Here is an 11422-nt window from a genome sequence, read left to right on the forward strand (position 1 = left end):
ACTAAACCCCATATGCAGAGCACCGATTTGTAGAGAAAAGATGAGACCGGCTGGAATATGTTGTGACATTGTCTTAAAAACGAATTGCCACGTTGATTTAGAGAAAAATGAAAAAGATATCTTTTAGAAACTGGGGCTTAATCGTTGATGATAAATTAAGGTAAGTATACCAAAACAGGTAAGTATTCAAAAGAACATTGCTTTAAACAATACTCGTCAATACAAGTCTTAACATATCTGAATTCAAAAGTATTTTGTCAGGTATAGTATCAAAGCCGACATTTTCGCCAACTTCTGAGAAACCTACTCGATCAGGTTCAAATTGAAAAACGTAGAATTTTTTATTATTCCAAACATCTAGCATAATTGAACCAGATGAAAATTTCATGTACTCATACTTTAGATTATTTTTTTTCAAGAACTCAATCGTATTATTAAACATTATCAAGTAATTCTCCATCGTTATTTCTTTGTTAAAGCTCAACTTTTATCAATATATAAACTATCAAATAGCGTTTAAACCCGACTATGATGGCAAAAAATCGATCAAGATCCCTTGCTCTTTAGATTGTGTATAGGTCACTCTGGGGAGGTAATGCATATACTATTCCTTTTTTTTCATTGTCTTAAAAATAAACAGCAATTTGTCGAGATCTTTAGTTGATTTTGCTTTGCCAAACATGTGAACCAATTCATTCCACCCCTCGCCGCTTTTACTATACATTATGCTTTGAATTGAATAGTCTTCATTACAGTTATAAATGGTCCAACTTACATCTTGACCAAATATTTCAATTTTCAGATGCTCGGTTTTACAACTTCTGCTTTTAGCTGGAAATTGGCTAGGATGATTACCGAAATATAAGCCGCCCGAAAAACCAGTATGATCTGTAGTGTCAGCAGGATAAAAATGGTAAACGGAAAAATCTTCTCCATTGGTTTCATTCATAGCATAATCTGTGGGTAAAGAAATAGAATATTTGCTTCCCCCTAATTGCCTTTCTTCCAATGATTTTACAAAAGTGGTATCTACCGAATGATCCACAGATTTATGATCATTATTTTGTCCGAAGCTGGTCAATGTTGATGTTGTCAGCAAGACAATCATTGTCAATTGCATCTTCATAACTTGGTTGTCTTTGTAAGGATTGATGACTCTAAATTTTATACTTCATGACCTAGCATATGACTCACCTCTCCTGGATCTGCATAAGTTCCTGACATTTTTTACCGGCAAACTGTTCGTAATCTATTCTCATCGTTATGTATCGATAGTTTCTGCTGCACGGTTATACCTGCAGGTTATTGCATAAGAAAGAAAAGGCCGCTTAGATACTTTCCGAGCGGCCTTGAAATCCTATATTTTAAATATACCTTATTTTTCTTTAACTATATCTGCCTCTATTCGCTTTACAAAATCAACAGTGACATTCGCCAGGTCTGCAATATCCGAAATCGAAAACTTATTCAAAGACAAGAGGTTTTTTATTACTTCAGTTTTACCCTTAGCTTCTCCCTCGACCATCCCTTGAGCCGCTCCTTCTACTTTTCCTTCTACTCTTCCTTCTGCTCTTCCTTCTACTCTTCCTTTAGCTTCTCCCTCCGCTCTTCCTTCGGCAATTGCTTTTTCGCGCGCTCGTTTCAATTGTTCTTCCTGGCTACTTCGGATGCTCTCGGCATCCCATTTATTCCTTAAACTTGCGTTGTACATCTCTCGTTCCTCCGGTTTTAGTTTGCTATACTCTGCTAACTGAAATAACTTTTCAAATATCGGCTTCCGCAGATATCTTGAAAGTCCCTTTAGCGAGGACATGTTTTTGAGTATAAAAAGCCAACGATCCAAATCATTATCTAACTCTGCCTCAGCTTTAACAAAGTTAACCAATTCTACATATATAAAACCCAGATCTTCGTAAAATATTTTACTGTGATCCCGATAACATAGACAAATATCGTGTAAAAAATACTTCTCCTCACCCGCATCAGGCATCGTAAATCCATCCATCAATACAATGATATAGACTTCACTAATTGCATAATTCCAAGCCCTTCGGTTGCCTTTAGGTGCCTGATCCGTTATCAACTTACTGCTGTAGTAAAGCATGCGCTTTTTCAAATTATCCTGCGCCGTGCGCTGCACTTCAATTATAAAACGTTCGCCATTGTCTGCCGTACAGGTCAGATCAAAAATAACCGTACCGATATCCTCTGTATCTCCAACATGCTCATTTTTGTTATAATATAAATCAGCAATGATCTTGCGCCCTCTAAAGAGTTCGTTTAAGAAAGCGATCAGTAGATCTTTATTGGTATCTGATCCAAAAACTTTTTTAAAGCCGTAATCTGTCGTGATATCGATATATTTAGACTGCTTCAATTCACTCATAATATATTGTTTTTAAATTGGTTAACAATACAATTATAAGCAAATTAAAACATTAAAACTAATATTTTTAGTAAAAACATTAGTTTTAAGAATCCGTCTTTAATCTGGTATATCTCCCATATTACACCACGCTATCGGATTGGTAAAAAAACTGTTGGGCTGAGATATTGGTTTGAAAGAATGATTGGTTAGGGAAACCGTAAGAAGACTTTAAAGGCAATTCGTAGATCCCGAATGTTTTGTTTCCGAACTGATCCAGACAATTTTGAAATTATTGGCACTTTAAATATTATTGACTACCTCGACAAAAACGGGAATAGTAGTATGAATATAAGTGGCTGGGAATTAATTAAGGACTTTTTCGCAAATAGAATTAATTCCGTCATGCTGGAGAGAAGACAGAAAACCTTTAAGATCGGTGCAATTATTAAAGATTGCGGGAGGACAACTGGTAGAGCTACCGCCAAAGAAATCTATATAGCTCACCCCTATATCGCTAAAGCAGTGGTACCGATAATAACATTGGCAGCTATTGGAAACTTGGAATTGATCGTGGTTGCTATCACGGCCTGCGACTTTTCAATTGGGCATGATTAATACCCAAGTCCAATATACATCAATTTGCGAGTGAAGAGGTATAAAATGCTGGTTTCGCGTACCGATGTCTAGCATTTAGTTTCTCTGTCTTATTTTACTATTTAATTCTTCTAGTTTCATTTTTGCGGTATTATTAGTTGGAGAAAGTGTCAAGATTTTTTCATAACACTTTTTCGCTTTATCCATATACCCCCTGACTGTGTAGGCCTCGGCTAAGCTATCCCATACATTGATTGATTGCGGATAATTTTTCGTATTCAGCTCAAAAATAGAAATTGCTATATCAGGTAGTTCTCTATCATAAAGGGCAACATATCCAATAGTATTTACAAAACTTTGGTCCGGTTTAGTATCAAAGAAAAGTTCCTTTTTTATTTTTGCACTGTAATTTACTAATATATCGGGGTCTTTTGTTACTTCATTTATATCAATATTATATGGTTCGAAGAGATATCGAAGGCCATAATATGTGGCAGGAATTGTTACTGTTAAATGCTTTTCGTCTTCAAAATATCTGAAGTCTACCTTCAGATCTGGAGATTTATTCTCTTTCAGTAATTTATAAAATTGATTTCCCCATTGATAATGCCTCTTATCTTCCTGCATATTATTGGCTAATGCAATGTATATCCTAGCTTTTAGGTCGACTCGATTCTCCAATACTTCTTTACTTCTTTTCCCAATATAATTATGATCCCAAAACCAAGAGGGGTCGATAAGTAAGTAATAACTAAACAGCTGCGGATTTTCTAATAGGCAATGTAACGCAAATAGTCCACCCAATGAGTGGCCGATAATCATGCTTTGTGGAACGGTTCTGAAAGATTTATTTATTTCCACCATTAATTCATTCTCCATAAAACGCATGAAATCATCCGCTTTTCCGCTACTTTTAAATGCAGAAATATCTTCTTTATCCAAATAATTCAATGAATTTGTAGGAGTAAAATTCTTTGTTCTATCGGTGTTTTCTATTGAAACAATAATGAGTTCAGGGATTTGCAACTTAAGATTTGCATCTGAATGCATTGATTGTGCAATCCCAGACACTTCCAAAAACTTACTCCTATCCCCATCTAAAACATAGGCAACGATATATTTTTTGTCGACATTGTTTTTATAGGAAGCCGGTAAATAAACAGCATAATTTCTGCTTTCATTAAGTATTTTAGAGTTTATCGTATAGCGCTGTCCAACCACTAAAAAATTGTCATGTGATTGCGCAAAAGAGTTGCTAAGGCTAAAAATAAAAAAACAGATTATTGTGGTTATAGTTCGGCCCGTCAGTATAATGCTGGAAATCATCCGTATTGTTGCCATTAAAAAGGTTAAATAGATCTTATCATTACAAGTAAGCTTTAAATTTATGGAAAAGTTTTAGATTTATAATATCTTCATGCATGATTTTGGGGAAAGAACGCAGCATTCTGTTTGTTCTAAACCTTATCATATTGAAATTCGTTTTTTTATTGCATATTAGCCATCGGAAAATTAGACCATTTGAATTGGTACAACCTATAAAACAAATTGACTATGGAAAGGCCATATAGCGGTATTGCAACCCATTACGAAACTCCGACGGGGTATTCCATTATTGTCCCGGCAAAAAAGCATTTACCTATTATCATTATTTTTAGTTTATGGCTGGTTGGTTGGATACAATCAATTATTTTTTTAGCCCCGACACTTGAAAATTTTTACGCTACCACTGGAGGTTTAAGCTTCGAGGGATTATTTTTTATAGTTTGGTGGATCCTCTCGACGGTAGCTGGCTTATTTGTAATGAAAACGTTAATGTGGTACCTCATTGGAAAAGAAATCATCATAATAGATCGCGAGCAAATAAGTATTGCCAGAAAAAACGATATACTCTTCAGGCATAAGATTTATGATCTACAGGAAGCGAAGAAATTTCATGTTGAGGAAGAACATTTTGAGTTTGTTTTTTGGAACCAGGGTAATAGTTTAGGTATTTTTAGAAACAGGGGCACTATTCGATTTGAATATGGTTTTAAAACCATAAAATTTGCAAATGATATGGATCAAGCTGAGGCAAACCATATCTTGGAATCATTACGTGCGTCGGGCTATCTGACCACCACTAATTTTTGATCTGGCCAGCATTGATTGCGTTGGCATCTGAAAGGGGTCAGAAAACACTAAAGAAATGGAAAATTTAAACGAAAAAGTTTGGTAGTAAGCTGCATTCGATCTTTGATTATCTGTATAAAGGCTATGGCGTGTAAGGTTTTGCAGCTTGACGAAGTGGCGGATAAATTGGACAAAAAATTCAATTTAGTAGTAACGTAGTCGAGTAGTTCCACAAAAGCAAATTATCAAAAAAAGCTAAATATAAAACATATTCGGAGGAATAAAAAGCACAAAAGTTGTATCACTTAATCCACCATTTTGTCTATTTGTCGGATGTTTACCTTCATTTAAGTTATTGATTATTCTTGGCAATGTGGTCAAAACATCTGCGTCGGTTTCATTTTAAGGCAAGGGTAATTATATCATAAAGTCGCGCTACTTAAAAACTCCGCTAACATTATTTCTTTCCGATCTATATGCTTTTAATTGGCAATTGTATCCACACGAGAATAAGTATATGCTTCACGGTTAAGGGCGCCGGCGAGCGGAAAGAGAATAAGAAAACCGGCTGCTGTTGACTCACTCGGCACGACTAAATCACCATGGTTATCTATGGCAAAGCAAATAGTTTTAGTAAAGAATCTATTGACTAATACATAGATCTCAAGGTCGGTATTTCTGAAAGAAACAAAGTTTTGCGGTTCGGGATTAATTTTCCTCGTCCTTTCACGCACAACATTTCCTAAGGTATCAATTAGTTTGAAATGGATTTTATTTTTTTTGGTGAGCTCCAATGAAGTTTTGTAAAGATAGTGCAGGCTATCGGTTTTAAAATAATTTGGTTCGATATAGTTCCATACACAATATTTATTATTGGCTGCACTCTTCGCTTGGCTGATATGAGTGTGGCCTATTATCTTCTGAGGATAATTATCAAAGATGTATGTCTGCTTCAACCCTACATTCGAAACGCTATGTGCCGCAGCAGTTTGTGCTAAATACTTGGGTGATATGGAAGTGCAAGAGATACACGAAAAAATAGATACCACTGAAAATAGTGCGATGACTAGAGTGCTCATATTGAGATGTTTTTTGATTTCTTTCATAAGCTCTTTTGTTCAATGGGAATTTCATGTAAGAAGTTTTTATTATTTTTTCCATTAAGGAATAACGTTGTAAGGGAAAAAACTGCTATTATGTGACGTCGTGATTAATCTTCCAGGAAAACTTTTTACAGTTATCAAGGTTTTCAAATTCAAATGATTCTATCCAATCATATTTTCCATCCTCATCTTGATATAAAACTAAATTGTCAGCTTTAATATTTTCAATAAATAATGATAATTCTGCAATACAAGCTTCTAAATCATCTAATCCATAACATGGAATATGTCTATGAATATCCGTTTTTCCATTTGGATCTTCAATTCCAATAGTTATTTCAGTATTATATGTTGCAATCCAAATTGAAAATATTCCGGATTCACTTTTCAAATCACAATCAAAAGATCCGTCATCTTGAAATTTTATTGTCTGAGCAAACTGTGGATAATTTCCTTCCAGGAATTTAAGTATTAATTTCGAAAATTCTCTTTGTTCCATTTAGCTTGATTTATAACTATGGCACATAACTCTTAAATATACGCAATTTGCCAAATTAGAAAGTTAATTTTAAAGATGCTTCACGAAGAGTTCTATATGTTCAGCTAAAAGAACTTGAAGAGCACGAATTGGTTGCAAAAGTTATTTACCCAGTTGTACCACCTAAAGTGGAATACAGTCTTACAGAATTTGGGAAGACTGTAATCCCTGTAATTTCTGCTCTAGGAAATTGGAGTGATGAGCATCAATTACTTCCCAACAATCACTTTTCGATGTTCAGTTCCCCATTCGGCGAGGGTATTGATGATTTTTTTTAGCGTCAAACCGTACTCTGTTAGCTGATATTGAACCGTTACGGGTTGCGTGTCGAGAACTATCCGTTTAATGAGTTGATTCATTTCCAATTCCTTTAGCTCTTTACTGAGCATTTTATTGGAGATTCCTTTAACATCGTTTAAAATATCAGAAAAACGCCGTTTGTTGTAGTAGCAAACTGACGATATTATTGAGATTTTCCATTTGCCATTCAACACATCCATGGCATCGTGAACAGCCATAATCTGTTTTCTGTTTGTGTCGTTATTCGAGCATTCTATGTCCATAATAAGTTACCTTGTTACCCAAAAGTTACTGTTACTTTTGGTTACAAAGTTACCAAAATAAATTTAATCAATTTAGATTTGCATAGTTAAAGAAATCGATTTCAAAAACAAACAGTTTAAAAAGTCTTGACTAGAATAGAATTTTCGATCATTAAAAATTTAAAAAGATGAATTTCTCAGATAAAAATGTAGTAATTACCGGCGGAAGTGCAGGAATTGGATTAGCTACCGCTAAAACATTTATTGAAAAAGGAGCAAATGTATTGATAACAGGCCGAAATACCGATACCCTTCATGCAGCATCAGGAAGTATTAATAGCCCAAAACTGAAGACCTTGTCTTCAGATACGTCCAAACTGGCAGATATTGCGCTATTGGAAGAAACAGTTGCAGCTAGCGGAAACAAAGTGGATGTGCTTGTACTGAATGCGGGAATAGCAAAGCAATATTCAATTGAAGATACAACCGAAGAGGTTTTTGACGACCTTTACAACATCAATGTCAAAGGACTATTCTTTACTTTGCAAAAATTAATCCCTCATTTATCAGAAGGAGCTTCCGTTGTTCTTATCTCATCTGGAGTCTCTGTGAGCGGGTATGCACAAATGGGTGCTTATGCAGCTACAAAAAGTGCAGTCGATGCGATTGCACGTACCGCAGCTACTGAATTGGCAGACAGAAAAATTAGAGTAAATGCGGTTGCTCCCGGATTGACCGATACACCTATGAATCAGCAAACGCCTGCAGATATAAAAAATGCCATAGCAGCAGCAGTGCCATTGAAACGAATCGGACAAGCTGAAGAAATTGCTAACGCAATTGTTTTCTTGTCTTCAAACGAAGCCTCTTATATTTCAGGTTCATATCTGGCGGTAGATGGCGGTGTTACCATTCGCAGATAAATATGCATAGTTTTTGATATACTTAGTGTTAGCCACTAGGTATATCATATCTAATCTTGGAATTAGAATTTAAAACGCCATCCGCTGGAGCTATGATTTAGTATTACTTAGCAATCTAACAAGTTCCTTTACAGATTCGTTGGTTGGTGCTGCAAAATCTTTTATTCCGTCAATTGTTTCCATGCAAAGAGGCGCAGCCCTTTCAAACATGATATCTTCATAAGCTGAAATTGCCTCTTTAAGGTTGGCTTTCCCTCCACTGGTTAGGCATTCACACAGATCCAAAGCGTCTAGCATGGCCAGATTTACGCCTTCACCATTCGGAGGCATTAAATGCGCGGCATCCCCAATGAGGGTAAGATTATTTTTAGAAGCCCACCTTATCGATAAAGGAAAATAGTTAAGTGGGCGCCACGTAAAATGTTCACTGGCTTCAAAAAGCATGAAGAAGACAGGATTCCAATTTACAAAATGTTTTTTTAAATACCCGCTAACTTCTATAGGATTACCAAAATCTATACCACTGGATATACCCCAGTTTTCCGGATACATTGAGGCTGCATAAAAAGTGAATCCGCCATCGCCTCTAGGCTGGACAACCAGGGTGGCCCCATCTCCCATAGCCATCAGATTCCCTTGATTAACGAGTTCGTACATTGCCGGGCATCCAATCTCGGGATGATCTATTTCGCCCTGGATAATTGCTGCTCCGGAATAAAGAGCTTTCAAATCTGTCAGATAGGGACGAACCTTGGAGCGGTAACCGTCCGATCCGATGACCAGATCAGCAACCGCGGTCATTCCGTTCTCAAATTTTAATTCCCATTTATCTTCAATTTCCCGCAAACCTATAAGCTGGCTATCCCAAACTACGGTACCAGGAAGCAGTCCGTCGATTAGGAGATCTCTCAGGGCTCCCCTATCGATTTCTGGTCGGAAATGTTCATCTCCGAATACGGGTTCTACGTCTCGCTGACTCTCATCCATCAGCATATTTCCCTGCGGATCAAGCAGACGATATTTGTCGGCCCCCTTCATGTAGTTTGCTTTAAAAGCCTCCATAAGTCCGGTCGCCTCCATCGCTTTAAGACCTGAATCAAAGTGCAGATCTACAATAGCTCCCTGTACGCGTGCGGCTTGACTAAAATCTCTTTCATACACTTTAACCTGTGCACCTTTCATTTGTAGCAGTCTGGCCAATGTCAGACCACCTGGACCTCCTCCAACGATGGCTATATTTTTTTCGCTCAACATTTCTATCATTTTTAATGATACAAAGGAACGGCAGAAAGAAAGACGATACAATAACGAGATGCTGTAACTTTAGGACTATTCGCGGTTTTTAACGATAAAGGCAGTCGGTGACATTCCTACCGCTTTGCTGAACAGCCGTGTGAAGTAGGAAAAGTCATCGTAGCCTAGTTCATCCGCAATCTCTTTCACTGACTTCCCGGAATGATAAAGCAGCCGTTTGGCCTCAAGTATAATCCGCTGCTGAATATGGATAGAAACGGGTTTACCAGTCGTCACCTTGACACATTCGTTGAGGTAAGAAGTCGATAGGTTTAAAAGTCCGGCGTAATCCCTTGGATTTTTAACCTTCTTATAGTTCTTTTCCAATGTTGTTTTAAACGCTCTTGTAATATCCTCAAATCGGGTATGATATACTGTCGGTTTTTCCAGAGCTAAATATTGTGAAATAATCAGCGCAATCAAGGTATTACAGCTTTCTTTTAAAATGGAATGATACAAAATCTCCGTTTTATTTCCAGACAATTTCATACATAAGGCAACGGCGTCTGACAGGATATCAAGGGTCTCAGGCTTTACAGACAATATGTCTGCCGGTGTAAAATCTTGCAACAAGCTCAGGTATGCTGCGCGGATGTTTTCTTCGGTAACGATCCAGGTACTGAGCATTGCTCTGTCGAATGAGATCACGCGATGCACCTGATGGGGATTGATGTAGACAATGGCCGGGGCTTTAATGCAATAGGTTTGAAAATCAATTTCAATAGTTGTATTTCCTTCTTCCTGAATGATAAACGTATAGCCTCCATCTCGATGGGCTCGTTCAACTTCGGAATCTGGTGATCCATGAAATGATTCACGCATCATCATAATACCCTTCGAAGTTCCTTCAGGCAATGTGTTAATTGGAATATTTTTGTCTTTTTTTCTCATTATAGAACAGGCTTAATGATAACAATCTCTTAAAAAGAGAATATATTTCCTCAATAAAAGTAAGCATTCCAATCTTCCTCCTGCCACAGTTTGCGCAATTAAGGAACGCCCAAAACCACCGTATTTTTTCTTCCAATTGAAAAATGTCTCCCTGTGAAACTCCGATTTGCCGGTATATTTCTTCCACTCGGGTGCCGGTCTCGGACTGACGTAACGCAAAAGCTATCTGTGCCTCGGTAAACTTCGATCTCTTCACCGTCTTTCCTCCTATTTAAAATTAGTAATTCACACCCGAATTCTCTATTTTTAAAATGTCCTATTTTGCGGGGGAGGGAGCTCACATGAATTGCTAATTTTGAAAGCGAGGAAAACCATTAAACAACTTAAAGATGGAATTTACAGAATTATTTAAACTGATTTATGACAATGACATTGATACATTAGAAAAAACAAAGTCAGAAGGTGTTGATTTTTGTAGAACCGACGGGTATGATCAGAACAATCTGCTTATAGCATATGCGGGTTCCGCTTATGACAAAAGATATCAACCGGAAGATCTGATAGATTTTCTTTTACACTGTGGCATTGACATTAATCATAGGCGGAATAAACACGGCGGTGAACTTGCAGCTCTGCACGTAGCTGTTTCTAAAATGAACTATCGAATTGTAAGCCATTTAATCGATTGCGGTGCAGAAATTGATATCCGTGAAATAAATGGGAATACCCCATTATGGATAGCTGTTATGAATTACCGCGGTCAGGAGAATACGATCAAAATAATAAATCTTCTTGTGTCAAAAGGTGCTTCGCTGGATGTAATCAATTATCATGACCGTTCAGTTAGGGATATTATAAATATTATTGGTGGAGGAATTGATGCCGGGCATAACAAAAAGGAATGGGATCTCAGACGCTTTCAACATCATTAAGATTGAAGAAGTAAATACTATCTTTTGTTTCAATAAACTTTTCGGGGAGTGTAACACCAACTGTGTCATAGGGTTAAAACTTAAAAACCTCTTTCGAGCTTGAGCCTATCCCCAAATCTAATATAA

The 11422-nt window shown here is 36.9% G+C and carries 12 protein-coding genes and 2 pseudogenes; 5 read left to right on the top strand and 9 right to left on the bottom strand.

Going from position 1 to position 11422, the window contains the following annotated elements; all coding sequences use genetic code 11:
• Nucleotides 1-604: 604 nt before the first annotated feature.
• Nucleotides 605-1126, bottom strand: a complete 522-nt coding sequence (locus B3P16_RS00220; protein WP_286840838.1) for a hypothetical protein — start codon at nucleotides 1124-1126, stop codon at nucleotides 605-607.
• A gap of 249 nt (nucleotides 1127-1375) precedes the next feature.
• Nucleotides 1376-2386 (bottom strand): Rpn family recombination-promoting nuclease/putative transposase, encoded by a 1011-nt coding sequence (locus B3P16_RS00225; protein ID WP_286840840.1) that lies wholly within the window; start codon nucleotides 2384-2386, stop codon nucleotides 1376-1378.
• A gap of 234 nt (nucleotides 2387-2620) precedes the next feature.
• Between B3P16_RS00225 and B3P16_RS00230 the strand changes: the two genes are divergently transcribed.
• Entirely contained in the window at nucleotides 2621-2983 is a 363-nt protein-coding gene (locus B3P16_RS00230) for a hypothetical protein (RefSeq protein ID WP_286840842.1), read from the top strand.
• A gap of 75 nt (nucleotides 2984-3058) precedes the next feature.
• Here the strand turns inward: B3P16_RS00230 and B3P16_RS00235 are convergent, their stop codons facing one another.
• Nucleotides 3059-4303 carry an alpha/beta hydrolase-fold protein gene (locus tag B3P16_RS00235; RefSeq protein ID WP_286840843.1) on the bottom strand — a complete coding sequence of 415 codons (1245 nt, stop codon included), beginning with the start codon at nucleotides 4301-4303 and terminating at the stop codon, nucleotides 3059-3061.
• Nucleotides 4304-4516: 213 nt separating this feature from the next.
• Between B3P16_RS00235 and B3P16_RS00240 the strand changes: the two genes are divergently transcribed.
• Nucleotides 4517-5095: a hypothetical protein gene (locus B3P16_RS00240; protein ID WP_286840845.1), complete on the top strand. Its 579-nt coding sequence runs from the start codon at nucleotides 4517-4519 to the stop codon at nucleotides 5093-5095.
• 461 nt (nucleotides 5096-5556) lie between these two features.
• On the opposite strand, the gene B3P16_RS00245 is transcribed toward B3P16_RS00240, so the two are convergent.
• Both B3P16_RS00245 and B3P16_RS00250 read right to left on the bottom strand, forming a co-directional pair.
• The gene (locus tag B3P16_RS00245; RefSeq protein WP_286840847.1) at nucleotides 5557-6153 is read right to left on the bottom strand and encodes a hypothetical protein; all 597 of its coding nucleotides are present in this window, start codon (nucleotides 6151-6153) and stop codon (nucleotides 5557-5559) included.
• 115 nt (nucleotides 6154-6268) lie between these two features.
• Nucleotides 6269-6676 carry a hypothetical protein gene (locus tag B3P16_RS00250; RefSeq protein WP_286840849.1) on the bottom strand — a complete coding sequence of 136 codons (408 nt, stop codon included), beginning with the start codon at nucleotides 6674-6676 and terminating at the stop codon, nucleotides 6269-6271.
• An 86-nt stretch (nucleotides 6677-6762) separates the two neighbouring features.
• Between B3P16_RS00250 and B3P16_RS00255 the strand changes: the two are divergent.
• Nucleotides 6763-6993 (top strand): annotated as a pseudogene (locus tag B3P16_RS00255) (winged helix-turn-helix transcriptional regulator); the annotation flags it as partial.
• Here the strand turns inward: B3P16_RS00255 and B3P16_RS00260 are convergent.
• Nucleotides 6925-7278, bottom strand: a complete 354-nt coding sequence (locus tag B3P16_RS00260) for a winged helix-turn-helix transcriptional regulator (protein ID WP_286840851.1) — start codon at nucleotides 7276-7278, stop codon at nucleotides 6925-6927. The pseudogene B3P16_RS00255 and the gene B3P16_RS00260 overlap by 69 nt on opposite strands.
• Before the next feature lie 167 nt (nucleotides 7279-7445).
• Here B3P16_RS00260 and B3P16_RS00265 point away from each other — a divergent pair, with 167 nt between their 5' ends.
• A complete protein-coding gene (locus B3P16_RS00265; RefSeq protein ID WP_286840853.1) occupies nucleotides 7446-8180 on the top strand; it encodes an SDR family NAD(P)-dependent oxidoreductase in 735 nt (244 codons plus the stop codon).
• A 90-nt stretch (nucleotides 8181-8270) separates the two neighbouring features.
• On the opposite strand, the gene B3P16_RS00270 is transcribed toward B3P16_RS00265, so the two are convergent.
• The 3 genes and pseudogenes from B3P16_RS00270 to B3P16_RS00280 form a co-directional block, all read right to left on the bottom strand.
• Nucleotides 8271-9434, bottom strand: a complete 1164-nt coding sequence (locus B3P16_RS00270) for an FAD-dependent oxidoreductase (RefSeq protein ID WP_286752219.1) — start codon at nucleotides 9432-9434, stop codon at nucleotides 8271-8273.
• A gap of 75 nt (nucleotides 9435-9509) precedes the next feature.
• Entirely contained in the window at nucleotides 9510-10364 is an 855-nt protein-coding gene (locus B3P16_RS00275; protein ID WP_286840855.1) for an AraC family transcriptional regulator, read from the bottom strand.
• A 108-nt stretch (nucleotides 10365-10472) separates the two neighbouring features.
• Nucleotides 10473-10620: pseudogene (locus tag B3P16_RS00280) on the bottom strand (transposase); the annotation flags it as partial.
• 133 nt (nucleotides 10621-10753) lie between these two features.
• On the opposite strand from B3P16_RS00280, the gene B3P16_RS00285 reads away from it, so the two are divergent.
• Entirely contained in the window at nucleotides 10754-11296 is a 543-nt protein-coding gene (locus tag B3P16_RS00285) for an ankyrin repeat domain-containing protein (protein ID WP_286752221.1), read from the top strand.
• The last annotated feature ends 126 nt before the right edge of the window (nucleotides 11297-11422 follow it).

Source organism: Sphingobacterium sp. UBA7631, assembly GCF_002483935.1.
Classification (GTDB): Bacteria; Bacteroidota; Bacteroidia; order Sphingobacteriales; family Sphingobacteriaceae; genus Sphingobacterium; species Sphingobacterium multivorum.

Excerpts from the sequence above, each read along its gene's own strand:
- B3P16_RS00275 (WP_286840855.1), bottom strand. The coding sequence starts at position 10,364 with ATGAGAAAAAAAGACAAAAATATTCCAATTAACACATTGCCTGAAGGA.
- B3P16_RS00220 (WP_286840838.1), bottom strand. The coding sequence starts at position 1,126 with ATGAAGATGCAATTGACAATGATTGTCTTGCTGACAACATCAACATTG.
- B3P16_RS00230 (WP_286840842.1), top strand. The coding sequence starts at position 2,621 with ATGTTTTGTTTCCGAACTGATCCAGACAATTTTGAAATTATTGGCACT.
- B3P16_RS00285 (WP_286752221.1), top strand. The coding sequence starts at position 10,754 with ATGGAATTTACAGAATTATTTAAACTGATTTATGACAATGACATTGAT.
- B3P16_RS00260 (WP_286840851.1), bottom strand. The coding sequence starts at position 7,278 with ATGGACATAGAATGCTCGAATAACGACACAAACAGAAAACAGATTATG.
- B3P16_RS00265 (WP_286840853.1), top strand. The coding sequence starts at position 7,446 with ATGAATTTCTCAGATAAAAATGTAGTAATTACCGGCGGAAGTGCAGGA.
- B3P16_RS00270 (WP_286752219.1), bottom strand. The coding sequence starts at position 9,434 with ATGTTGAGCGAAAAAAATATAGCCATCGTTGGAGGAGGTCCAGGTGGT.
- B3P16_RS00250 (WP_286840849.1), bottom strand. The coding sequence starts at position 6,676 with ATGGAACAAAGAGAATTTTCGAAATTAATACTTAAATTCCTGGAAGGA.
- B3P16_RS00240 (WP_286840845.1), top strand. The coding sequence starts at position 4,517 with ATGGAAAGGCCATATAGCGGTATTGCAACCCATTACGAAACTCCGACG.
- B3P16_RS00235 (WP_286840843.1), bottom strand. The coding sequence starts at position 4,303 with ATGGCAACAATACGGATGATTTCCAGCATTATACTGACGGGCCGAACT.
- B3P16_RS00245 (WP_286840847.1), bottom strand. The coding sequence starts at position 6,153 with ATGAGCACTCTAGTCATCGCACTATTTTCAGTGGTATCTATTTTTTCG.
- B3P16_RS00225 (WP_286840840.1), bottom strand. The coding sequence starts at position 2,386 with ATGAGTGAATTGAAGCAGTCTAAATATATCGATATCACGACAGATTAC.